The organism is Pseudomonas sp. AC193, assembly GCF_979258075.1.
The window spans coordinates 5,345,061-5,367,402 of record NZ_OZ409832.1; the positions used below are offsets into that span (position 1 = coordinate 5,345,061).

Genomic DNA, 22,342 nt, shown 5'->3' on the forward strand with positions numbered 1-22,342 from the left:
AATCGCAATCAGCAGCTATAACTCATTGGTAATTCTTCGGATATTCCATATGGTTGCTACCCGAGAGACGCTGCGAAGCTGGTTTTATCGCCCCTGGTTTTTGGCGACGATCGCGGCTGTCCTCAGTGCCAGCCTGCTGATCGCCGGCGGTATGTTCTTCGCGATGCGTCAGGTCGAGCAAAGTGAAAGCCGCGAAATGAACGCGCAAGGCGAACGTTTCCTCGCCCGCCTCGAACAATTGTTCGGCCAGTTGCGGGAAAGTCTCGACGACCTCGAAGCACAGCCGTTGCGCAGTTGTGACGGCGACATGATTGCCACCCTGCAGCAAGTCACCTTCAACTATCGCTTCGTCTATGAAGCCGCCTACAGCGACGGCACCCGAACCTGTTCCAACCGTCCGCGTCAGGAAGGTTTGACGGTTGCTCGCCAACCCGACATCAAAGGCCCGACCTACAGCTATTGGCTGAACACCACCACCGAACCCGATGAAAACCGCGCCGCGCTGATGCTGGGTCGCGGCAATTTTCGCGTGGCCACTTCGCGCGGACATTTGACCGACATGGTCGACCTGTCACCCGGCAGCAGCCTGCTGGTGGTGCTCGATCACGGCACGCGGGCAATCCCGGTACTCGGCACAGAGCAGGCCTGGCCGCCAACCGAGCACTGGCCACCGAAAAACCGCGAAGCACTGCAAGTCACGCAAACCCGCCTCGTCTACCGCATGCCCACCGATAACCCGGAATATCAATTGGTGCTGATCTCGCCGCGCAGCGGCATGCACATTCCCGCCGTCTGGTGGTGGATGGTGCCAGCCTGCCTCTTGCTCGGCGCACTGGCCGGCTTCCTGGTGTTTTTGCTGGTGCGCCAGCGTCAGTCGATAGACGCCGAGCTGCACGGCGCGATTCGCCGTGGCGAGTTGCAAGTGCTCTATCAACCGATCTTCGACCTCGACAGTCGCAATTGCGTCGGCGCTGAAGCCTTGCTGCGTTGGCGGCGCCCGGACGGCACGCTGACCAGCCCTGACCTGTTTATCCCGATGGCGGAGAACACCGGACAGATCAGGCAGATGACCGACTTCGTTCTCCAGCGATTGCTGGAGCAGCTCGGTCAGCTCTTGCGCGCCAACCCACAGCTGTATATCTCGGTGAACCTCGCAGCGTGCGACGTGATGGTGCCGCGCATCGGCCAGGTCATGGCGCGCCTGCTGACCCTGCATCGGGTGGCCGCGCGGCAGATTGCCTTTGAAGTGACTGAACGTGGATTGATCGACGTGGTGGTGGCGCGGGAAAACCTGCAAGCCCTGCGCGATGTCGGCCACCAAGTGCTGATCGACGATTTCGGCACCGGCTATTGCAGCCTCGCCTACCTGCAGACCCTGCCGGTGGACTGCCTGAAAATCGACAAGGCGTTTATCGACGCCCTCGGCCATGACGCCGCCAGCAGCGGCGTTGCCCCGCACATCATTCACATGGCGCAGGCGCTGGATCTGAAGGTGATTGCCGAAGGCATCGAACTGGAATCGCAAGCCGAGTTGCTCAGCAGCGAAGGGGTGAAATTTGGTCAGGGCTGGCTGTTCGCCCATGCCTTGAGCGCGGTGCAGTTTATCGAACTGATCACCCGAGGCCGACGACTCGCTGGCCGTCGCATGGATGACGAAGCCTAGACTGCCAACGCCATGTAGAACTGCGTGCCCTGCCCCGGCCGCGAATACACGCCCATGCGCCCGCCATGCAGCTGGACGATTTCCTTGCACAGCGCCAGACCAAGCCCGGCGCCGCCCTTCTTGCGCCCGACCTGCACGAACGGTTCGAAGATCCGCCCCTGCTGGCCGTAGGCAATCCCTTCGCCGTTGTCTTCGACGCTGATGATCACCCGCTCGCCATGCCGACGGGCCTGCAAACGGATCTGGCCGTCGCGGGCGGTATGGCGCAAGGCGTTGTCGATCAGGTTGTCGAGCACGCGATCGAGTTGCGCCTGATCGGCTTGCAAACGCGGCAACGGGCCTTGCAACTCGACATTGAGGGCAATGCCCTTCGCCGCCGCCGAATCGGCGAACCGCAGCTGCGCCTGCTCGAGCAAATCTTCGATGGAGCACGATGCCAGCGTGAGTTTCTGCAAACCGTTCTGGTAGCGCGAAAAGTTGAGCAAGTCGTTGATCAACTGCATCAGGCGCTGCATTTCTTCGTTCACGGTGTCGAGCAGATCAGCCTCGCGCGACTCCGGCGGAAATTTCGCCCGTTCGCGGAACAGGCCGAACGCCATGTGCATGCCGGTGACCGGCGTGCGCAATTCGTGGGAAGCACGCAAGACGAACTCACTGCGCACCCGCTCGAACGCACGCTGCTCGGTGACGTCGTGCAGCACCATCACCGCGCCGAGGATATGCCCTTGGGTGTGGCTGACCGGTGTCAGGCTGTACGTCAGCAGACGCGATTCGCCATCAACCTCGATACTCAAATCTTCCGGCGCGCGCTCAAGCGTGCCGCCGCGCAGCACCAGTTGCAATTGCGCGTCCAGCTCAGGCCTTCCGAGCGCGGTGCCGAGGCCTTGGCCGAGACGATCGTCCTCCCAGCCCAATTGGCGCTGCGCCACCGGGTTGAGGTGTTCCAGATGGCCTTGACGGTCAATCATCAACAAGCCGTCGTCGATGCTGTCGAGCACCGCCTGCAAACGTTGCTGGCCGGCTAGAAGCTCGTCGACGTTGGTCGCTTGATGTTCGCGCAATGCTTCGGCCATCAGCCCGAAACGCCGGGACAACAGGTTCACTTCCATCGCCGAGGAAATCGGCAGGGTTACTTCGAAGTTGCCCTGCCCGATGTTATCGGCAGCTTTCGCCAACACTTCGATTGGCGCGCCGAAGCGTCGCGCGATGCCGTGAGCGGTGACGAAACCGATGATCAACACCGCCAGCCCGACCAGCCCCAGCAGGCCGGCAACCAACAACGCCCGTTCGCGGGCGGCGTGTTGCACGGCATTAATGTTGTCCAGCGCATGCTTGTGCTCGGTGATCAAACCGTTGCGCAGCGCATTGAAGCGTTCCCTGAAGTTGGCATTGCTGCTCAACGCGGTCGCCGGGTCACGGGACAGGTCAAACGCCTGCAGAAAACTTATGTAATCCGCTTTGGCCTGGCTGAAACCGTACTGGCGATCATCGTCACCGCGTTCCTGGGCGATGCCTTCATCGAGCAGCTCGAAGTAATGCTGTTTGGACGCTTCGAACGCGGCGTCATCCGGCTTTTCGGCCAACATGAGGATCAGTTGATCACCCAGCGTTTGCCGCATCTTCAGGCCCAGATCAAGGGTGACGAAGTTGTTGCGCAACAGCGCTTCCTGCGAGCCGGCCATCTGCATCACGCTGACCAGCCCGAGCAGAAGCCCGAGCAACGCCACGGTGATCAAGGCGGAAATGCTCAGGAACAACCGTGTGCGCAACTTCATCGCCAGTTTCATCGCCCGGCACTCACAGGTTGTACTGCTTGCGCTTGCGATACAGGGTCGAGGCGTCGATGCCGAGGGTTTTCGCTGCTTGATCCAAGGTGCCGGCGGTGGCGAGAACCGCGCCGATGTGGGCTTTTTCCAACTCATCCAGACTCAGCGCGGCGCCAACCCGTGGTGCGTTGTTGGCCGGTTGCTCGGCCATGCCGAGATGGCTGATTTCCACGCGCTCCTGCGGGCAGATGATGCTCGCCCGCTCGACCACGTTGCGCAGTTCACGAATGTTGCCCGGCCAGCGATAACCCAGCAGTGCTTCACGAGCCTCGTCGCTGAAACCGCGTGCAGGACGCGCGTACTCTTTAACGAAGCGCGCCAGAAAGCGATCGGCCAGGGTGAGGATGTCCTCGGCACGCTCACGCAGCGGCGGCAAATGCAGGGTGATGACGTTGAGGCGATAGAGCAGGTCTTCACGGAAGCGACCGTCGCGCACCATGTCTTCCAGATTGAGGTTGGTCGCCGCGAGAATTCGTACATCGGCGCGACGGGTGACCGGATCCCCTACCCGTTCATATTCCTTGTCTTGAATAAAGCGCAGCAACTTGGGTTGCAACGTCAATGGAAAATCGCCGATCTCGTCGAGAAACAGCGTGCCGCCGTCAGCTTGATTGACGCGACCCAGCGTGCTTTCACTGGCACCGGTAAACGCGCCGCGACTGTGACCGAACAGCTCGCTTTCCATCAATTCCGCGGTCAGCGATGGGCAGTTGATGGTGACGCAGGATTTCTTCTCGCGTTTGCTCCAGCCGTGAATGGCGCGGGCCAGTTCACCTTTACCAGTGCCGGACTCGCCGAGAATAAGAATGTTGGCGTCGGTGCCCGCGACCTGGCGTGCAGTTTCCAGTACGACTTTCATCGCCGGGCTGTGGGAATCGAGCCCGTCCTTCGGCTTGCGGATCTCGCCTTCGAGGGCTTCGAGGCGCGCCGACAGTTGGCGCACTTCCAATTGTTTGGCAGTAGCCAGACGCAACTGATCAGGGCTGCACGGTTTGACCAGATAGTCGGCGGCGCCGGCCTGGATCGCATCTACAGCGGTATCAACAGCGGAATGCGCGGTAACAATCACTACGCGCATCCACGGCGCCTGAATGCGCATTTGCGCGAGTACATCGAGACCGTTGTCTTCACCCAGACGCAAATCGAGGAAACACAGGTCGAAGACCTGGCGTTGCAGCAGTGCGTCGGCCTGAGCGGCGCTGTTGGCCGTGGCCACCGTATAGCCTTCGTCTTCGAGGCAATAACGGAAGGTTCGCAGGATGGCGGATTCATCGTCCACCAGCAGAATGCGGCCTTGTTGCTCAGTGGCAGATTCCATTTTTCCTACGCTCCATAAAGATTGGTCTTGGGTTAGTCCCGGAAAAATCGGGCAAGTTGCATGGTTGATTCTGAACGATGCGAGCCATAGGAGGGTAGCTCTCTCCAGCCTTCAGGGCCAATACGTTGATTTTGTTGATTTTTTAAACAAACAGCGATTTGCAGGGGATTCCCTGCGTCCTTTTCTGACATCCAAGACCTCAACTCAATTCCATAAGAATGAATTCTCCTACGAAATAATCGTGCGGTTTGCACGACCGTGGAAGAGCCATCGTGCAGGATGCGTCGCGAAAGATTTTCAGATCGATCGTAACCTATTGTTTTTATTGGTTTTTTAATCAACTAAAAAACTGGCATGCAGTCTGCAATATCTCTATCAGCCCGGGCAGATCAGATCTGCCCTAACCGAATAAGAGAGTGAGGAACCCAGGATGACTCGCCAACGTGCCGCCCAAGTGCGTATCTCGCCACTGCATATCCAGCAAGGTCTGTTTGGCGTACTTGCGCTGCTGATCACCCTGATCGCTTGCCAGCAATACCTGCGCTGGGAAAACGCCCAGCAGCCAGAGGCACCGCTGATCTCGATACAGCACGCGACACAGAGCCATTTCAGCGCTGTCAGCAGCGCCCAGGAAGACAGTGCGCCGATGCGCATGATGTCGGTCGACCAGGCGGAGCCACTGGATCAGCTGCCACGCGAAGAGCGCTGGGTTTTCTGATCGATCTGATTTTACAAATTCGGGCGCGCAGCGCCGGAACACGCCACACCCCTAAATAGAGAAGTAAGGAGAATCACCATGTTGAGCTGGGCAATTACATTCTTGATCATTGCCATCATCGCTGCAGTACTGGGCTTCGGTGGTATCGCGGGCACCGCCACGGGTATCGCCAAGATTCTCTTTGTCGTGTTCCTGGTGATGTTCATCGCTTCCTTCTTCTTTGGCCGTCGCGGCCGAGGTTAACGATGAATGCTTTAAAAGCATTGGCAGCCGCCCTGCTTCTGGGCGGTAGTGCCATGGCGATGGCGGCCAACGACGGCCAGACGCGGGTCAACGAACTGCTCAGTTCCGACCCGCAGTATCGGGAAACGTGGGAAGGCGTGGTGAAGAAGGAAGAGCGCCTGCCGGAATGGGTGATGAACCTCTCCGGTACACCTGACCAACAGATGAATGCCGTCACTGAAGACGGCGACAAGTATCTGGTTGGGCCGCTCTGCGAATCGCAGGACAAGTGCCTGAACCACCGCTTGATCGTCGCGTTCAGTTTCGACAAGAAAGATGCATACGCCATGCTCGTCGATGTGCCCGAAGGACTGCCGGCCGACAAGTCGCCCACGCGACATGCCACCTACCGCTTCCTCGGCAAACCCGATCAGGGTATGCAGGATCTGCTGATGGAAACCCTGAAGAAAGATCCGAACTGGTATTGAACATGAAGGCAGCAGCCCTGCTGCCTTCCTTTGCACCGAGCCGAGGAGGCTCGGCGCATGACCAAGGGGCCGGGACGTTCTGACTGTTGCAGGGTCGGAGTGACCTACGGGTACAGGGAGTGCCTGCGAGAGGGCCGGGTCAGGGCACGTCAAAGCTGCGACGCAGGTTCGCCAACCCCCAGTGGTTCGACGGATCTGCGCTGAGCTTCATCCTCAGCAAAAAACCATCAAAACATTGATCCAGAGCGACCTGCTCATGCTTTTTTGCGACCAGACTGTGCGCGAAAACATTACGCGGTGTTTCCGGGCGACCGTATATCGAGAAAGAAGACCTCTATTCAAGAGGACTTCTAGTCTTCCTGCGTAGGCTTTTTCCTCAAATTTCCGTCTATTTTTCCTGATTAAAAAACCACCAACCCAGGCTGTGATGGCCGGTTCACGGCAGTTATGCCGGCCGAAATGTCGCAATCGAACCGGTTGGGACGCCAGTTTCATTTAAAAAAGCTCATGCCGATTCGGCATAGGGTAGGCGTTTACGGCATTAGACGGCGCAACCTTGCATCGGAATAGTTGCGCCTTTTTTCGCCTGCCGGAGAGCCGTAAATACGCGCTTCGGGGCACCTTATACGGAGGCAGATGCACAGACTTTTCCGCTAAAAAGCGTTCCAGTTCCTGCATGTGCCTGAGTCAAACGCAAGTAAGGGTAAAGATAATGAAGAAGGCAAAACTCAGCCTCGCCTGGCAGATCCTCATCGGTCTGGTTTTGGGGATTGCAATTGGGGCGTTGCTCAACCACTTCAGTGCCGAAAAGGCCTGGTGGATCAGCAATGTCTTGCAACCGGCAGGCGATATCTTTATCCGTCTGATCAAGATGATCGTGATTCCGATCGTCATCTCTTCCCTGATCGTCGGCATTGCTGGCGTGGGCGACGCCAAGAAACTCGGGCGTATCGGCCTGAAAACCATCATCTACTTCGAAATCGTCACGACCATCGCGATCGTTGTCGGCTTGCTGTTGGCCAACGTGTTCCATCCGGGTGCCGGCATCGACATGAGCACGCTGGGCACAGTGGACATCTCCAAGTACCAGGCGACTGCCGCCGAGGTACAGCATGAACACGCGTTCATCGAGACCATCCTTAACCTGATCCCGTCGAACATCTTCGCGGCCATGGCTCGCGGCGAAATGCTGCCGATCATCTTCTTCTCCGTGCTGTTCGGTCTCGGTCTGTCGAGCCTGCAGTCGGATCTGCGCGAGCCGCTGGTGAAGATGTTCCAGGGCGTCTCGGAAAGCATGTTCAAAGTCACCCACATGATCATGAACTATGCGCCGATCGGCGTATTCGCTCTGATCGCGGTGACCGTGGCCAACTTCGGCTTCGCCTCGCTGGTGCCGCTGGCCAAACTGGTGATCCTGGTTTACTTCGCCATCGCTTTCTTCGCCTTCGTGGTGTTGGGCCTGATCGCCAAGATGTTCGGTTTCTCGGTGTTCAAGCTGATGCGCATCTTCAAGGATGAGCTGGTGCTGGCCTACTCCACCGCTTCTTCGGAAACCGTGCTGCCGCGCGTGATCGAGAAGATGGAAGCCTACGGCGCACCGAAAGCCATCTGCAGCTTCGTGGTACCGACCGGTTACTCGTTCAACCTCGACGGTTCGACTCTGTATCAGTCGATCGCGGCAATCTTCATCGCGCAGCTGTATGGCATCGACTTGTCGATCAGCCAGCAACTGTTGCTGGTGCTGACCCTGATGGTCACCTCCAAAGGCATCGCCGGTGTGCCGGGCGTGTCCTTCGTGGTGCTGCTGGCTACCCTGGGCAGCGTCGGTATTCCGCTGGAAGGTCTGGCGTTCATCGCCGGTGTCGACCGCGTCATGGACATGGCCCGTACCGCACTGAACGTGATCGGTAACGCACTGGCCGTGCTGGTTATCTCGCGCTGGGAAGGCATGTACGACGACGCTAAGGGCGAGCGCTACTGGAACTCCCCGCCACACTGGCGCACCAAGACCAAACTGCCAGCGGGCGAAATCTCCAAGAACTGATTGCTGAACACTGTGGGATTGGCTTTTCGTGGGAGTGGGCTTGCTCACGAATGCGGTGGGTCAGGCAGCAGAGATGTTTCTGACGGGACGCCTTCGCGAGCAAGCCCGCTCCCACAGTGACCGAGTCAGGCTTACAAACAAACCCCGGAGAAATCCGGGGTTTGTCGTTTCTGGCCACGCCGTTATCATTCGCCGCATTCTTCGGGGGATTTGACTGATGCTTAATGGCCTGTGGCTTGGCTTCTTCATCGTGGCAGCCGTGTCGGCGCTGGCGCAGTGGCTGATCGGCGGCAACGCCGGGATCTTTGCGGCGATGGTGGAGAGCATTTTCGCCATGGCCAAGCTCTCGGTCGAAGTCATGGTGCTGCTGTTCGGCACCCTCACCCTGTGGCTGGGTTTCCTGCGCATCGCCGAAAAGGCCGGAATCGTCGACTGGTTGGCGAAAGTCCTCGGCCCGCTGTTCCTGCGACTGATGCCGGAAGTCCCGGCCGGCCACCCTGCCCTTGGCCTGATCACCCTGAACTTCGCCGCCAACGGTCTGGGCCTCGACAACGCCGCCACGCCCATCGGCCTGAAAGCCATGAAGGCGCTGCAGGAGCTCAATCCCAGCGCCACCATCGCCAGTAACGCGCAAATCCTCTTCCTGGTGCTCAACGCCTCCTCCCTGACCCTGCTGCCGGTAACGATCTTCATGTACCGCGCCCAGCAAGGCGCGCCGGATCCGACGCTGGTGTTCCTGCCGATCCTGCTGGCGACCAGTTGCTCGACGATTGTCGGCTTCCTCTCGGTAGCGTTTATGCAGCGCCTGCGGATCTGGGATCCGGTGGTGTTGGCTTATCTGATTCCCGGTGCGCTGATCCTCGGCGGCTTTATGGCGTTACTGGGCACGCTGTCGGCGACGGCTTTGGCGGGATTGTCGTCGATCCTCGGCAATCTCACGCTGTTCGGATTGATCATGCTGTTTCTGATCATCGGCGCGTTGAGAAAAGTGAAGGTTTACGAAGCGTTCGTTGAAGGCGCCAAAGAAGGTTTCGACGTTGCGAAGAATCTGCTGCCGTATCTGGTGGCGATGCTCTGCGCGGTGGGCGTGCTGCGTGCTTCCGGGGCGCTGGACTTTGGTCTCGACGGTATTCGCCATCTGGTCGAATGGGCCGGTTGGGACACGCGGTTTGTCGATGCGTTGCCGACGGCGATGGTCAAACCGTTCTCCGGCAGTGCGGCACGGGCGATGTTGATCGAGACGATGAAAACCTCGGGCGTCGACAGCTTCCCGGCGTTGGTCGCCGCGACGATTCAGGGCAGTACTGAAACGACGTTCTATGTGCTGGCGGTGTATTTCGGCGCGGTGGGGATCCAGCGCGCAAGGCATGCGGTGGGGTGTGCGTTGCTGGCGGAATTTGCCGGCGTGGTTGGCGCGATCTTCGTCTGCTACTGGTTCTTCGGCTGAACACAGATCAAATGTGGGGCTTGCTCGCGAATGCGGTGGGTCAGCCAGCAATAATGTTGACTGATACACCGCTATCGCGAGCAGGCTCACTCCTACAGGGGTTCTGTGTGGGGGTTAGGGTTTTGGCGGGGCCAGTTTTTGGCCTTGGTCTACGGCCCAGGCCACGACTTTCGCGGTCAGGCGATCACTGGCCTGGCCAAACCCGGCGACCACCGCCGGCACCTGCACATCACTCAGCGGCTGGCGCTCTTCAAAGCGGCGGCTGGCGAGAATGCGCTGGTCATAACCGCGCACCAGCAACGCATCGACCCGCACCACAACGCTGGCCTGCGTGCCCTGATACTCGGTCTGAAATGCCTGCAAACTCCCGCCCAGTTCCAGATCTGCAGCAAAGTTGCTGTCATCCGTGCTCAGCAAAGTCACCCGCCCATCCCGCTGAAAGCCGTCGAGCAAGCGATTACGCACCAGCACCGGTGCCGGATCGCTCCAGCGTGAAGCCTTGTAACTGCTGATCACATCGCCCTGCGGAATCACCGCGATGTTCGAGCGGTTCAGCGCCTCGCTGGCCTGCAATTTATTCAAGCGTAACGACCAGGTCTGAGCCGCCGCCGAACGGGTCGAGGCGGGCGCCTGTGCGGCTGGCAAGCGGTACACGTCCGACGGTTCGGACTTGGGCAGGATCGAGCAAGCACTGATCAAGGTGAAGCCAACGAGGAGGGCGAGGCGAGTCAGCTTCATGGCGTGAATTCCTTGTTCTTGTCACGGCCCAGCAGGTAGCCGCTGGGGTTGGCCTCAAGGCGTTGCGAGATGGCGCGCAGCGAGGTCAGCGTCTCACGCAGTTCGCGGATCGCCGGGGCCAGGCCATTGAGGCCCTGCATGCCGTTGTCGAGGGAGTTTTCGTTTTTGTTGAGCAGGGCGCTGATCGTCGTGGTGCTTTGCTCCAGCGACTTCATTGCCTGCTCGGCGCTGCCCAGCGCTTGTTTGCCCTGATCGTTGAGCAAGCCGTTGGCGTTGCGCATCAGCAACGAGGTCTGTTCGAGCATGCTGCCAGCCTGTTTGCCGACCGTCGCCAGTTGCTGCATCGCCTGTTTGATGTCGCCGCGTTGATCGTTGATGGTGCCGGTGGTTTGCTCCAGATGCGCGAGGGTTTTGCTGACGCGCTCAACGTTCTCTGGGGAGAACATCTGATTGGCGTTCTGCAGCAGCGCGCTGATGCCGGTCATCAAATCGTTGCTGTCATTGAGCAAACGCGAGATCGGCGAAGGCGAGGCGACGATCAGCGGCAGCTTACCGTCCTGCCCACGGAGTTTCGCGCTCTGCGGCGTGCCACCGCTGAGCTGGATGATCGACGTGCCAGTGATCCCGGCCAGCGCCAGTTTCGCCTGGGTGTCTTCTTTGACCGGGGTGTCACCGGCCAGACGAATTCGCGCCAGCACCCGGCGTGGATCCTGCGGATCGAGGCGCAGGCTGATCACGTCGCCGACCTTGATCCCGCTGTACTGCACCGAACTGCCTTTGGACAAACCGCTAACCGCCTCGTTGAAGACGATTTCGTAATCCTTGAATTCGGTGTCGACGCTGGACTTGGCCAGAAACAGACCGAAGAGCAGGGCGCCTGCCACCACAATCACCGTGAACAGGCCGATCAACACATGATGCGCTCGGGTTTCCATGTCAGACCTCGTTGAGCAATTTGGCGGCGTCCAGCGCCGAGCGGCCGCGCGGGCCGTGGAAGTATTCGTGAATCCAGGCGTCGTCGGTCTCCGAAACGACGTCGATCGGGCCGGCGACCAGCACTTTCTTCTGCGCCAGCACCGCCACGCGATCGGTGATGGTGTAGAGCGTGTCGAGGTCGTGGGTCACCAGAAACACGCTGAGGCCGAGCGCATCGCGCAGGGTCAGGATCAATTGGTCGAATTGCGCGGCGCCAATCGGATCGAGGCCGGCGGTGGGTTCATCGAGAAAAAGAATGTCCGGATCCAGCGCCAAGGCCCGGGCCAGAGCGGCGCGCTTGATCATGCCGCCGGACAGCGACGAAGGATATTTATCCGCTGCCGACAATGGCAACCCGGCCAGCGCCAGCTTCACGGCGGCCAAATGTTCGGCGTCGTTGCGGCTGAGGCCGGCGTGTTCAATGAGGGGCAGGGCGACGTTCTCGGTCACCGTCAGCGAGGAAAACAGCGCGCCTTTCTGGAACAGCACACCAAAGCGTCGTTCAACCATCGAACGCTCGTGCTCCGACAGACTCGGCAGGTTCTTACCGAACACTTTGACGATACCTTCGCTGGGCCGACGCAGACCAACAATGCTGCGCAGCAAAACCGATTTGCCGCCGCCGGAACCGCCGACCACGGCGAGGATTTCGCCTTTGTACAAATCCAGATCGAGGTTCTCATGCACGCTCTGGCTGCCGAAGCGATTGCACAGGCCACGGACCTCGATCACCGCCTCCGAGGGCGCGCGGGGTAGACGACTCACCAGCCCATCTCCATGAAGAACAGTGCGGCCACCGCGTCGAGCACGATCACCACGAAAATCGACTGCACCACGGCAGACGTCGTGTGCGCGCCGACCGACTCGGCACTGCCGCTGACCTTGAAGCCTTCCAGGCAACCAATCGCGGCAATGATGAAGGCGAAGATCGGCGCTTTTACCAAGCCGACCAGAAAGTGCTGCACGCCGATGTCCGACTGCAACAGCGTCAGGAACATCGCCGGCGAGATATCCAGCGACACCGCGCACACCACGCCGCCGCCGATGATCCCGCAGAGCATCGCCAGAAAGGTCAACATCGGCAGCGCCACCAGCATCGCCAGCACGCGCGGCACCACCAGCAGCTCCATCGGGTCGAGGCCGAGGGTGCGGATCGCGTCGATTTCCTCGTTGGCCTTCATCGAGCCGATCTGCGCGGTGAAGGCACTGGCGGTGCGCCCGGCCATGAGGATCGCCGTCAGCAGCACGCCAAATTCACGCAGGAACGAGAAACCGACCAGATCCACGGTGAAAATCGTCGCGCCGAAACTGGCCAGCACCGTCGCGCCGAGGAACGCCACCACCGCGCCGACCAGAAAGGTCAGCAACGCCACGATCGGTGCGGCGTCGAGGCCGGTCTGTTCGATGTGCGCAATCATTGGCGTGATGCGCCAGCGCTTGGGCCGGAACAGGTTGCGAGCGATGGTTTCCAGAATCAGGCCGACGAAGCCGAGCAGTTGCAGGGTGTCCTGCCAGACCGTATCGACCGCACGACCAATGCGCGTGAGCAGTTGCACGCTGACGCTGATTTCCGCTTCCTTGATCGGTACGCAGAAATCAGTCATCGAGCGATACACGGTTTGCAGCAGCGCACGGTCGGCGGTGGAAATCGTGCAATCAGGGTGCTCGGCAGATTTACCGAGGCGCTCGGAGCCGAGCAGCTCGACCAGCAGCGAAGCGCCAGCGGTATCGAGGGCGCCGAGGCTGTTGAGGTCAATCGGGGTGTTGGCGTCGTACTGGCCGTGGAGCTTTTCGCTGAGGGTCTTGAGCTCGGCGTAATGGGCAAGCGTCCAGTCCCCGGTCACGCGCAGGCGGGCAGGGCTGATCGACGTGTCCAGTTGGGCATTGCCGCTGATCGAACTGCTGGTCATAAGCTCCGTGCTTTTCGGCTGATTACGCTGGGATAGGTAATAGCACGAACCGGACTACTTTTCTTTGATCGCTGTGCTGTCGGTGATTTCGAAGCGCAGCACGCCGATCACCTGGCCATCTTCGGTCAACACGCGCACCTGCCATTTGCCCGCCGGGTTGCCGGGGAAATTCTGCTTGTGCGTCCACGCCCGGTAGCCTTCCTTGCGCCCGCCATGGATGTCGAGCGGGATGCGATCGACCTCTTTGCCGTTGAACTGCCAGACGTGATAAATCCGCTCATCGAGCCCGCGTGGCGCGTTGATCGCGGTGTAGGCGTAGAGGCCATCGCCACGAATCTGCTCGGCGCTGACCGTGTCGAGGCTGGCGCCGGGGGTGCGATCCTGCAATTGCGTGCTGATCGCCACGTCGGTCATCCACAGCGTCGCCGGCGGCACCCACGAACGCAGCACCCAACCGACGCCGCCGATGCCGACGGTGATGCACAGAATCGCCAGCGCGTTGCGCACCGTGCGGATCGGGAAGATCGACGCCAGACTCGGGAACGACAACAGCACGGCAATGCCCAGCGCCCACTTGAAACTCTGCGAGGTGGTCAGGTGCATGATCACCGGCAACGCGGTGAGCAGGGCGGCGAACAGGGTCAGGGTGTGCAACGCGAGGAACGCCCAGCGCCGCGGCGCCAGCCATTTGTAATAGAGCGGATCGACGATGGAGATCAGTGCCGCGACGCTGAGCAGGCCGGTGAAGACCAACTGGCCGCTGTTCCAGGTCGTGGTGATGAAGAAGAACGGCAGGACGAAAAACAGGCTTTCCTGATGGATCATCTGCGTGGCGTAACGCAGCAGCGGCTGGGGAATCTCGCGTTTGAAGATGCGGGTGAACAGGCCGGTGAGGGTGTTTTCCAGCATCAGCCAGATCCAGCTGAGCAGCATGATCACCGTGATCCAGCTCGCCAGCCCTTGCTGACGATCGACCATGATGAAACTGCCGACCCCGGAGATGAAACCACCGAGCGCAATGACCCCGGGATAGCGCTTCATCAGTTCGAGAATGCGCTGGATCAGGAGCTGTATTTTCGGCATGTCGGGGTTCACAACGCTGTAGGAAAAATCCCGGAAAGGTTACCGCCGCCTAGCCCCTGTGGCGAGGGGATTTATCCCCGTTGGGCTGCGAAGCAGCCCCAAACCCTGCAACGCTATTCATGCAGACAAAACGCATTCGCAGGATTTACGACGGCTGCGCCGCCGAACGGGGCGGTGCGACGTTTCGCTAAATCCCCTCGCCACAAGAACCTCACCATCACAACATGGTATTCCATGTAGGAGCTGCCGCAGGCTGCGATCTTTTGATCTTCAACCCCGCTTACGGTGCAAACGCCAGCCGATCAGAATCAGCAGCAACACACCGATTCCACCCGCACTCAACCACAACACCTGATCATCACTGATCAACGGCTTTTCAATCCGCAAATATCCCGGCTGCAGCAACAACTCACGCATGGCTTTGTTCGCCGCTTCCAGCGTCACCCCTTGCAGCTCCCGGGCCGGGTTGGCGAAGCGGCCGTCCTCGTAATCGCTCAGGGCACTCCAGTAATAATCCGCCATCGCGCTATTACCCTGCACCGCCCACGCCTGATGGGCGATGGATGCCTGTTTGATACGGGCGAAAGTCGCCGGGTCGAGTCCGTTTTTCAGCAGGTCGGCCTTGAGGTCTTCCAACACCTGAATGGCTTCGTCGACGTCATCGCGATCCAGATCGGCGTTCAGGCTCATGAAGCCGACACCACCAAACACTTCGCGCTCAGCCCACGGCCCGTACGACAAACCGTGGTTGAGGCGGATCTGCCGGTACAGCGCCCAGTCCAGATAATCCTTGAGAATGTCGAACGTCTCGTCGTACTGATCGTCAATCACCGGCTCCGGCACCAGCCAGTGCAGCTTGGCGCTGTCGCCGATGAAACCACGGGTGAGGGTGCGTTCATGGGCGGCGCTGGTGCGGATGTCCGGCAGCGGTCGATGCTCGCTCGGCTCAACCGCTTCGAGCGCGCCCCAGGCGCGTTCGAGGTAGGCCGGCAGCAGTTTGTCGAGTTCACCGACGACGATCAGGGTCATGTTGTTTGGCGCGTACCAGGCCTTGCGCACCTTCTCCAGTTGCTCTTGGGTCAGGTGGCCGACCTCGGCGCGTTGCGGGCATTTCAGACCCAGTTCGACGGCGAGCTGATTGCTCGCGGTGTGGCCGAGATCCTGGCGATCGAGGAAGCGTTGCAGACGCGTGTAATGGCCGCCGTCCTCGCGCTCGACCACGCGTTTGGCGGCGTTGATCGCGTTTTCGTCGATGCGCGTTTGCGTGAGTAGATCGAGCAATAGGTCGAGCACCTTGCGCTGGTTCTTCGCCGGGGCCTCGATGACGAACGTGGTGTCGGCGTTGCTGGTGAAGGCGTTCCAGTCACCGCCCAGTGCCTGCATGCGTTCTTCCAAACCACCTTCGCCGGTGGCGTCGATACCGCTGAACAGCAGATGCTCGAGCAGGTGCGGCAGCTCTTTGTCGTCGCAATCGAAATCATCGAGGCCGACGCCAACCACCAAGCGGATCGCCACATGCCCACGTTCGGTGCCGGGTTTGAGCAGCAACTGCAAACCGTTGGGCAGCGCATAGCCTTCGACCTGAAAACGATCCAGGGCGAAGGCGGGCAGGGAACCGAGCAACAGACAGGCGAACAACAGGCAACGCATAACAGGCTTCCATACGGCTGATTTGGAGATCCGTGTCGTCAGTCAGGGCCCCATCGCGAGCAGGCTCACTCCTACATTTGGAATGCGTCCCCCTGTAGGAGTGAGCCTGCTCGCGATAGCGGCCTGAAGGCTGAATCAATGTAACTGACTAAACCCAGCCGTAAAACGTTCAAGGCGAATGCGTGATGTCGGCAATATCATCCGACGCCAGTGCCCCGGTGTCCGCCGTTTCCAGCACCACATACGCACTGCCGCAAAACAGCGAATTCAAACGCTTCATGTCGGCAATCAATTCCAGGTGCAGCGAACTGGTCTCAATACTCTGCACGATCTTGCGTTGTAAACGGCTGACATGCGCGTGGGCCAAACGGCGTTCCTGCGCGCGGAAGCGGCGTTTTTCACGCAGCAATTGCCGAGCACTTTCACGATCACCGCTGAGAAACACCGACAGCCCCAAACGAAGGTTGGAGATCAATTGCTGCTGCAGCCCGGCCAGATCCTCCAGGCCTTCCTCAGAGAACGAGCGGCGCTGCGAGGTTTTCTGCTGCTGGATCTTGCGCAGCATGCGTTCGATCAGATCGCTAGCAAGCTTCAGGTTGATCGCCAGTTCGATGATCTCGGCCCAGCGTCGACTGTCTTGCTCGCCGAGGTCTTCGCGCGGCATCTGCGCCAGATACAACTTGATCGCGCTGTACAGCGATTCGATGTCGTCGGTCTGCCGGCGGATTTCCTGAGTGACCGCGGTTTGCTTGCCGCGCAGCACATCGAGGGTGGCGTCGAGCATGTTTTCCAGCAGATCGCCCATGCGCAGAGTTTCCCGCGCGGCGTTGGCCAGCGCCAGACTCGGTGTGACCAGCGCGGTAGCATCGAGGTGACGCGGTTTGGCGGTGCCGTTGAGCTCCGGTCGCTCCGGCAGCAGCCACGCGCAGAGTCGCGCCATCGGGCCGACGCTCGGCAGCAGAATCAGGCAGCGCGCGGTGTTGTAGAGCAGGTGGAAGCCAATGACCATTTCCTGCGGGCTGAAATCGAGGCTGTCGATCCAGTGCACCAGCGGGTCGAGCACCGGGATGATCAGCAGCAGGCCGATCAGTTTGTACAAAAGACTGCCCAGCGCCACTTGCCGGCCAGCGGCGTTCTGCATGCTGGTGCTCATGAACGCCAGCACGCCGCTGCCGATGTTGGCGCCGATCACCAGACCGATCGCCACCGGCAGGCTGATAACACTGGCGCCGGCCAGCGTCGCGGTGAGCAACACGGCAGCGAGGCTGGAGTAGGAAATCATCGCGAACAACGCGCCGACCAAGGCGTCGAGAAGGATGTCGCCGGTCAGCGAAGCAAAAATCACCTTCACGCCCTGAGCGTGGGTGATCGGCGCGGCGGCCTCGACGATCAATTGCAGCGCGAGAATGATCAGCCCAAGACCGATCGACACCCGGCCCATTTGCCCGAGCCGCGTCTGTTTGCGCGACAGAAAGAAAATCACCCCGAGAAAAATCAGCAGTGGCGACAGCCATGACAGGTCGAAGGTCAACACCCGCGCCATTAGCGCGGTACCGACGTCGGCGCCGAGCATGGTCGCCAGCGCCGGGGTCAGCGCCATCAGGCCCTGGCCGACGAAAGAGGTGACGAGCATGGCGGTGGCGTTGCTGCTCTGCACCATGGCGGTCACGAGGATGCCGGCCACGAACGCGAGCCAGCGCTTGGACATGTTCTGGCCAATCACATGGCGCAGATTGGTGCCGTACACCCGCAGGATGCCGGTTCGAACGATGTGCGTGCCCCAGATCAGCAGGGCGACGGCGGAAAGCAGATTGAGCAGGGTGAGCATGCAGACCCCCTGTAATAGCAGTGCCCCAAAGGAGCAAGTTGACGGTACCGCGCGGTTTCTACGTTTTTGATACTTAAGCTGTAGTTGGCTAACGGACTGGGCGCCAGCATTGCACAGCTAAAGTGTTGATTGAAACAAAAGTGTCATGAAAAGCGCTTCATGCACCTCCCAGATTTCCAATCCACCAATGATCCTGTGGCGAGGGGATTTATCCCCGATGGGTCGCGCAGCGGCCCCCGTTGTTTAAGCCAAAAGCAGGGGACTGCTGCGCAGTCCATCAGGGATAAATCCCCTCGCCACAGGTTTTTGCGGGTACAAAAAAGTCTGGATATCGCCCAAAACAAATGTGGGAGCGAGCCTGCTCGCGAAAGCGGTGGGTCAGCCAACATTGCTGTCGACTGACACTCCGCCTTCGCGAGCAAGCCCGCTCCCACAGGGGTGTTGCGTTTTACTGGCCCGGGATGTCCTTGCGCAGTTTCACCGGGTCTTGCTGCTTTTTCTTGCGGGCAATCGCGCCGCGCAGTTTGATGTTGATCGCCTCAACCGCCAGCGAGAAGCCCATGGCGAAGTAGACGTAGCCTTTCGGCACATGCACGTCGAACGACTCGGCAATCAGCACGGTACCGACCACCAGCAGGAACGACAGCGCCAGCATTTTCAGCGACGGGTGCTTGTCGATGAATTCGCTGATCTTGCCCGACGCCAGCATCATCACCAGCACGGCCACGACAATCGCCGCGACCATCACCGGTACATGGGAAACCATGCCGACAGCAGTGATCACCGAATCCAGCGAGAAGACGATGTCGATAATCGCAATCTGAATGATGGTGTAGAGGAAGTTGCCGCCCTTGCCGCCGGGAGTGTCGTCGCTTTCGTCTTCACCTTCCAGCGCGTGATACATCTCCTGCGAGCTCTTCCACAGCAGGAACAGACCACCGAAGAACAGGATCAGGTCGCGACCGGAAATGCCCTGGCCGAACACTTCGAACAGGTCGGCGGTGAGGCGCATGACCCAAGTGATCGACAGCAGCAACAGGATCCGCGTGATCATGGCCAGGCCAAGACCGAAGATCCGGGTGCGCTGCTGCATGTGCTTGGGCATGCGGCTGACCAGGATCGAAATCATGATGATGTTATCGATGCCGAGGACGATTTCCAGGGCGGTCAGGGTGAAGAAGGCAACCCAGATTTCGGGGTTGGTCAGCCATTCCATGTGTATTCCTTTGAGCGTGTGTTAAACCAAGACGCCAGCAAGCAGCTGGCGTGTTGGTGAGTTGATGCCGTTACAAAGTGCTGAACAGCGGGAAAGTCCCCAACAGCAATGCCGCCACAAGTATGCACATGCAGACCAGCACTGCCCACTTCAGGGTGAAACGTTGATGGTCACCGAACTCGATACCGGCCAGCGCCACCAGCAGGTACGTCGACGGTACCAACGGGCTGAGCAAGTGGACGGGCTGACCGACGATCGAGGCACGTGCCATTTCCACAGCGGTGATGCCGTAATGGCTGGCCGCTTCGGACAACACCGGCAACACACCGTAGTAGAACGCGTCGTTCGACATGAAGAACGTGAACGGCATGCTCACCAGCGCCGTGATCACCGCCAGGTACGGGCCGAGGAAATCCGGAATCACTGCCAACAGGCTTTTCGACATGGCGTCGACCATGCCGGTTCCGGAGAGGATACCGGTGAAGATACCCGCAGCGAAAATCAGACTGACCACCGACAGCACACTGCCGGCGTGGGCCGCGACACGATCCTTCTGCATTTGCAGGCAAGGGTAGTTGACGATCATCGCGATACTGAACGCCACCATGAACAGCACCGGCAGCGGCAACAGGCCGGCGATCAGCGTGCACATCAACACCAACGTCAGCAGACCGTTGAACCAGATCAGCTTCGGACGGCGGGCATCCGGGAATTGCGAGACGCTGATTTCGCTGTGATCCATTTCATCGCCGATCAGATGCAACTCACCGAGGCGCGCACGCTCACGTTTGCCGTAGAAGTAGGCAATGATCAGGATCGCCACCACACCGGCGGCCATGGCCGGGATCATCGGCACGAAAATGTCCGAAGGATCGACATGCAGTGCACTCGCCGCACGGGCGGTCGGGCCGCCCCACGGCGTCATGTTCATCACGCCACCGGCAAGAATGATCAGACCGGCCATGATCCGCGGGCTCATGCCGATGCGGCTGTACAGCGGCAGCATGGCGGCCACGCAGATCATGTAAGTGGTCGCGCCGTCACCATCGAGGGAAACCACGAGCGCCAGTACGGCGGTGCCGACCGAAACCTTCAGCGGATCCCCCTTGACCAGTTTTAGGATCTTGCGCACGGCCGGGTCGAACAGGCCGGAGTCGATCATCAGGGCGAAATACAGAATGGCGAACATCAGCATCACGCCGGTCGGCGCCAGCTTGGTGATGCCTTCGAGCATCATCGGGCCGATCTTCGGTGCAAAACCACCGAACAGAGCGAACAGAATCGGGATCACGATCAGAGCGATCAGCGCGGACAAGCGCTTGGTCATGATCAGGAACATGAACGTGATGACCATGGCAAAGCCAAGGAAAGTCAGCATGGGAATACTCCAGGCGTAGCGCGGCTAGTGAGGTGAGCGGATCGGCGAGGGATCAGCGCAGAACGGCAAGCACGAGACGTACGGGCGGAGTCACAGCGAGGAGGCGGGCTACAGAGGACATCAGAATCACCATTGTTGTTGTTAATTGGGCCGCGCGAGCGAGACATCACACGCATTGGCCAACCGGTCTGTTGCCGGAAGTGGAGGCGATCCTAATCGCGGAAGCTTTCAGCTACCTTTCGCTGGTGAAAGCTTTGAATGAACGGTCAACCGGCCGTCGGATGCGAACTTGAGTCAATAAACACGGGAGGAGGGCGTTCAACATGAGCCAATTGCACAGCGGCGGCTGCCATTGCGGAAACATTCGTTATCAGTTCAGCGGGCCGTTGCATGACATCGCCCACTGCCATTGTTCGATCTGCCGCAAGGTCAGCGGCGGGATTGTCACGACGTGGATCAGCGTGCCGGCGGCGAATTTCCAATGGCTGGCCGGGACGCCGTCGCGGTATGACTCATCGCCAAGTTGCGCGCGATACTTCTGCCCGAACTGTGGCGCGCAACTGGCGTTGGTTACATTGCTCAGCCCCGAGAGCATCGACGTGACCATCGCCACGCTGGATCAGCCGAAGCTGGCGCCGGCCGAGCGGCATATCTGGACGGACAGCCAATTGCCGTGGCTGCATCTGGACGAACATCTACCGGGTGAAGCCGAAGAAACGCTTTGATTAAAAAATAGACAGATCCAGCGGCCGGATCGCGCCCATCCAGATCGCGTGTTCCGTGTGGTCGAGCAAGTCATTCCCCGTGTCCGGGTGCAGAAACACCACCAGGCCTTTGCGGTTCAGCGCCAGCCACGGCAGCACATCGGCAATCAGCTCGGGGCCGAAGGCCAGTTGGCAGCTCCAGTCCGGGTGCGGGCCGACCGGGCGTTCGTGGACGCGGCCCATTTTCAACGGAAACAACTGCGCGGCCTGCTCGCACAATGTCCGCGCTTGCTCAATGGTGCAGGCGTCGAAATAGACGTGGGCGTGATAACCCTTGATCGCTTGCATCTGAAAGCCTCTGAATCGATTCGAACCCTCGGCGTTACCCGTATGTCACACGCCATACAAGGGATAACAAAAGGGATCAGCCATGAAAAATGCCGAAACCCCGGCGGTAAAAGTGGTGCTCTATGGTGCCATGAGTAGCCTGGGCGGTGCGTTGATGGCTGAGTTGCTGCGTCGCCAGCACGAAGTCATCGCCATCCTCGACGACCTCACCGCGCTCGCGCCGCGTCCGGGTTTGCGCACCAAAAGCGGTGATCTGTTCGATTCCGAGCGGGTTAATCAAAGTGTGGCAGGCAGTTCGGCGGTCATCTGTTTATTGGATGCGCCGGGGTTGCCGTTCAGCAGTGATCACGTTGAAAGGTCGGTGGTGCTCGGGCCGGTTGAGCAGGTGCTGGCGGTGGATGCTTTGGTCGATGGACTGCAAGCGGCTAACGTTTCGCGGCTGTTTTTGGTAGGAGAGTTCTCGGTGCTCGACGAACCGGAACTGGACGATCGCCTGCAACGCCACGCCGCCGAGGAAATCCGTGAAGCGCTGCAAAGCAGCCCGCTGCAGTGGACGCTGGTCAATGCGCCGCATGGCGTGGCCGGGCTGACGATTGAGCATTTCAGTCAGGTTGGCGGCAATCTGGAACCGGGATTGGCGGAGCCGCTGGAACGCCTGAATCGCGTAGCGGTGGGGATTGCTGATGAGCTGCGGCTGAATTTGCATGTGGGTCAGCATGTAAATTTTGTGGCGGCTTCAGACTCGTAAAAGATCGCAGCCTTCGGCAGCTCCTACAGGGGACCGCG

Annotated in this window: 20 protein-coding genes; 8 read left to right on the forward strand and 12 right to left on the reverse strand. The window is 59.9% G+C overall.

The genetic code is table 11. The annotated features are described in order from the left end of the window. Positions 1–49: 49 nt before the first annotated feature. Entirely contained in the window at positions 50–1,663 is a 1,614-nt protein-coding gene (locus ACZZ0D_RS23980; RefSeq protein ID WP_212550250.1) for an EAL domain-containing protein, read from the forward strand. Here the strand turns inward: ACZZ0D_RS23980 and ACZZ0D_RS23985 are convergent. Then, positions 1,660–3,450 (reverse strand): KinB sensor domain-containing domain, encoded by a 1,791-nt coding sequence (locus ACZZ0D_RS23985; protein WP_463554450.1) that lies wholly within the window; start codon positions 3,448–3,450, stop codon positions 1,660–1,662. The genes ACZZ0D_RS23980 and ACZZ0D_RS23985 overlap by 4 nt on opposite strands. Before the next feature lie 10 nt (positions 3,451–3,460). Beyond that, entirely contained in the window at positions 3,461–4,807 is a 1,347-nt protein-coding gene (gene algB, locus ACZZ0D_RS23990; protein ID WP_053125387.1) for a sigma-54-dependent response regulator transcription factor AlgB, read from the reverse strand. Positions 4,808–5,237: 430 nt separating this feature from the next. Here algB and ACZZ0D_RS23995 point away from each other — a divergent pair, with 430 nt between their 5' ends. From ACZZ0D_RS23995 to ACZZ0D_RS24015, 5 genes are all read left to right on the forward strand, one after another. Next, positions 5,238–5,525 (forward strand): hypothetical protein, encoded by a 288-nt coding sequence (locus ACZZ0D_RS23995; RefSeq protein WP_212550252.1) that lies wholly within the window; start codon positions 5,238–5,240, stop codon positions 5,523–5,525. Between the two features lie 78 nt (positions 5,526–5,603). Then, the gene (locus ACZZ0D_RS24000) at positions 5,604–5,768 is read left to right on the forward strand and encodes a DUF1328 domain-containing protein (RefSeq protein WP_003177151.1); all 165 of its coding nucleotides are present in this window, start codon (positions 5,604–5,606) and stop codon (positions 5,766–5,768) included. 2 nt (positions 5,769–5,770) lie between these two features. Further along, positions 5,771–6,235: an inhibitor of vertebrate lysozyme family protein gene (locus ACZZ0D_RS24005; RefSeq protein WP_053125383.1), complete on the forward strand. Its 465-nt coding sequence runs from the start codon at positions 5,771–5,773 to the stop codon at positions 6,233–6,235. Between the two features lie 712 nt (positions 6,236–6,947). Then, positions 6,948–8,279, forward strand: coding sequence for a glutamate/aspartate:proton symporter GltP (gltP, locus tag ACZZ0D_RS24010; protein WP_463554451.1), 1,332 nt, complete (start codon positions 6,948–6,950; stop codon positions 8,277–8,279). A 217-nt stretch (positions 8,280–8,496) separates the two neighbouring features. Continuing rightward, the gene (locus ACZZ0D_RS24015; protein WP_053125379.1) at positions 8,497–9,726 is read left to right on the forward strand and encodes a nucleoside recognition domain-containing protein; all 1,230 of its coding nucleotides are present in this window, start codon (positions 8,497–8,499) and stop codon (positions 9,724–9,726) included. A 114-nt stretch (positions 9,727–9,840) separates the two neighbouring features. Here ACZZ0D_RS24015 and ACZZ0D_RS24020 read toward each other — a convergent pair whose 3' ends face one another. The 9 genes from ACZZ0D_RS24020 to ACZZ0D_RS24060 form a co-directional block, all read right to left on the reverse strand. Then, positions 9,841–10,464 (reverse strand): ABC-type transport auxiliary lipoprotein family protein, encoded by a 624-nt coding sequence (locus ACZZ0D_RS24020; RefSeq protein ID WP_463554452.1) that lies wholly within the window; start codon positions 10,462–10,464, stop codon positions 9,841–9,843. After that, positions 10,461–11,399: an MlaD family protein gene (locus ACZZ0D_RS24025; protein WP_400650254.1), complete on the reverse strand. Its 939-nt coding sequence runs from the start codon at positions 11,397–11,399 to the stop codon at positions 10,461–10,463. The genes ACZZ0D_RS24020 and ACZZ0D_RS24025 overlap by 4 nt, the downstream gene beginning before the upstream one ends. A gap of 1 nt (position 11,400) precedes the next feature. After that, positions 11,401–12,204: an ABC transporter ATP-binding protein gene (locus tag ACZZ0D_RS24030; protein WP_463554453.1), complete on the reverse strand. Its 804-nt coding sequence runs from the start codon at positions 12,202–12,204 to the stop codon at positions 11,401–11,403. Next, positions 12,201–13,349 (reverse strand): ABC transporter permease, encoded by a 1,149-nt coding sequence (locus ACZZ0D_RS24035; protein WP_053125372.1) that lies wholly within the window; start codon positions 13,347–13,349, stop codon positions 12,201–12,203. The genes ACZZ0D_RS24030 and ACZZ0D_RS24035 overlap by 4 nt, the downstream gene beginning before the upstream one ends. 54 nt (positions 13,350–13,403) lie before the next feature. Then, positions 13,404–14,432, reverse strand: a complete 1,029-nt coding sequence (locus tag ACZZ0D_RS24040; RefSeq protein WP_053125370.1) for a DUF5924 family protein — start codon at positions 14,430–14,432, stop codon at positions 13,404–13,406. A gap of 270 nt (positions 14,433–14,702) precedes the next feature. Continuing rightward, on the reverse strand, positions 14,703–16,082 hold the full coding sequence (locus tag ACZZ0D_RS24045; protein WP_463554454.1) for a M16 family metallopeptidase: 1,380 nt from the start codon (positions 16,080–16,082) through the stop codon (positions 14,703–14,705). Positions 16,083–16,251: 169 nt separating this feature from the next. Continuing rightward, a complete protein-coding gene (locus tag ACZZ0D_RS24050; protein ID WP_159813402.1) occupies positions 16,252–17,910 on the reverse strand; it encodes a Na/Pi cotransporter family protein in 1,659 nt (552 codons plus the stop codon). A 448-nt stretch (positions 17,911–18,358) separates the two neighbouring features. After that, positions 18,359–19,126, reverse strand: a complete 768-nt coding sequence (locus ACZZ0D_RS24055; protein ID WP_159813404.1) for a TerC family protein — start codon at positions 19,124–19,126, stop codon at positions 18,359–18,361. A 70-nt stretch (positions 19,127–19,196) separates the two neighbouring features. Further along, positions 19,197–20,504 (reverse strand): CitMHS family transporter, encoded by a 1,308-nt coding sequence (locus ACZZ0D_RS24060; RefSeq protein ID WP_053125357.1) that lies wholly within the window; start codon positions 20,502–20,504, stop codon positions 19,197–19,199. Between the two features lie 323 nt (positions 20,505–20,827). Between ACZZ0D_RS24060 and ACZZ0D_RS24065 the strand changes: the two genes are divergently transcribed. Continuing rightward, entirely contained in the window at positions 20,828–21,229 is a 402-nt protein-coding gene (locus ACZZ0D_RS24065; RefSeq protein WP_463554455.1) for a GFA family protein, read from the forward strand. Here ACZZ0D_RS24065 and ACZZ0D_RS24070 read toward each other — a convergent pair whose 3' ends face one another. After that, complete coding sequence (locus ACZZ0D_RS24070; protein ID WP_463554456.1) at positions 21,230–21,556, reverse strand: DOPA 4,5-dioxygenase family protein; 327 nt, start codon at positions 21,554–21,556, stop codon at positions 21,230–21,232. An 82-nt stretch (positions 21,557–21,638) separates the two neighbouring features. Between ACZZ0D_RS24070 and ACZZ0D_RS24075 the strand changes: the two genes are divergently transcribed. Further along, the gene (locus ACZZ0D_RS24075; protein WP_400650273.1) at positions 21,639–22,304 is read left to right on the forward strand and encodes an NAD(P)-dependent oxidoreductase; all 666 of its coding nucleotides are present in this window, start codon (positions 21,639–21,641) and stop codon (positions 22,302–22,304) included. The last annotated feature ends 38 nt before the right edge of the window (positions 22,305–22,342 follow it).

Coding starts and splice junctions, on each gene's coding strand:
- ACZZ0D_RS23980 (WP_212550250.1), top strand. CDS start 50: ATGGTTGCTACCCGAGAGACGCTGCGAAGCTGGTTTTATCGCCCCTGG.
- ACZZ0D_RS23985 (WP_463554450.1), bottom strand. CDS start 3,450: ATGAAACTGGCGATGAAGTTGCGCACACGGTTGTTCCTGAGCATTTCC.
- algB (WP_053125387.1), bottom strand. CDS start 4,807: ATGGAATCTGCCACTGAGCAACAAGGCCGCATTCTGCTGGTGGACGAT.
- ACZZ0D_RS23995 (WP_212550252.1), top strand. CDS start 5,238: ATGACTCGCCAACGTGCCGCCCAAGTGCGTATCTCGCCACTGCATATC.
- ACZZ0D_RS24000 (WP_003177151.1), top strand. CDS start 5,604: ATGTTGAGCTGGGCAATTACATTCTTGATCATTGCCATCATCGCTGCA.
- ACZZ0D_RS24005 (WP_053125383.1), top strand. CDS start 5,771: ATGAATGCTTTAAAAGCATTGGCAGCCGCCCTGCTTCTGGGCGGTAGT.
- gltP (WP_463554451.1), top strand. CDS start 6,948: ATGAAGAAGGCAAAACTCAGCCTCGCCTGGCAGATCCTCATCGGTCTG.
- ACZZ0D_RS24015 (WP_053125379.1), top strand. CDS start 8,497: ATGCTTAATGGCCTGTGGCTTGGCTTCTTCATCGTGGCAGCCGTGTCG.
- ACZZ0D_RS24020 (WP_463554452.1), bottom strand. CDS start 10,464: ATGAAGCTGACTCGCCTCGCCCTCCTCGTTGGCTTCACCTTGATCAGT.
- ACZZ0D_RS24025 (WP_400650254.1), bottom strand. CDS start 11,399: ATGGAAACCCGAGCGCATCATGTGTTGATCGGCCTGTTCACGGTGATT.
- ACZZ0D_RS24035 (WP_053125372.1), bottom strand. CDS start 13,349: ATGACCAGCAGTTCGATCAGCGGCAATGCCCAACTGGACACGTCGATC.
- ACZZ0D_RS24040 (WP_053125370.1), bottom strand. CDS start 14,432: ATGCCGAAAATACAGCTCCTGATCCAGCGCATTCTCGAACTGATGAAG.
- ACZZ0D_RS24045 (WP_463554454.1), bottom strand. CDS start 16,082: ATGCGTTGCCTGTTGTTCGCCTGTCTGTTGCTCGGTTCCCTGCCCGCC.
- ACZZ0D_RS24050 (WP_159813402.1), bottom strand. CDS start 17,910: ATGCTCACCCTGCTCAATCTGCTTTCCGCCGTCGCCCTGCTGATCTGG.
- ACZZ0D_RS24055 (WP_159813404.1), bottom strand. CDS start 19,126: ATGGAATGGCTGACCAACCCCGAAATCTGGGTTGCCTTCTTCACCCTG.
- ACZZ0D_RS24060 (WP_053125357.1), bottom strand. CDS start 20,504: ATGCTGACTTTCCTTGGCTTTGCCATGGTCATCACGTTCATGTTCCTG.
- ACZZ0D_RS24065 (WP_463554455.1), top strand. CDS start 20,828: ATGAGCCAATTGCACAGCGGCGGCTGCCATTGCGGAAACATTCGTTAT.
- ACZZ0D_RS24070 (WP_463554456.1), bottom strand. CDS start 21,556: ATGCAAGCGATCAAGGGTTATCACGCCCACGTCTATTTCGACGCCTGC.
- ACZZ0D_RS24075 (WP_400650273.1), top strand. CDS start 21,639: ATGAAAAATGCCGAAACCCCGGCGGTAAAAGTGGTGCTCTATGGTGCC.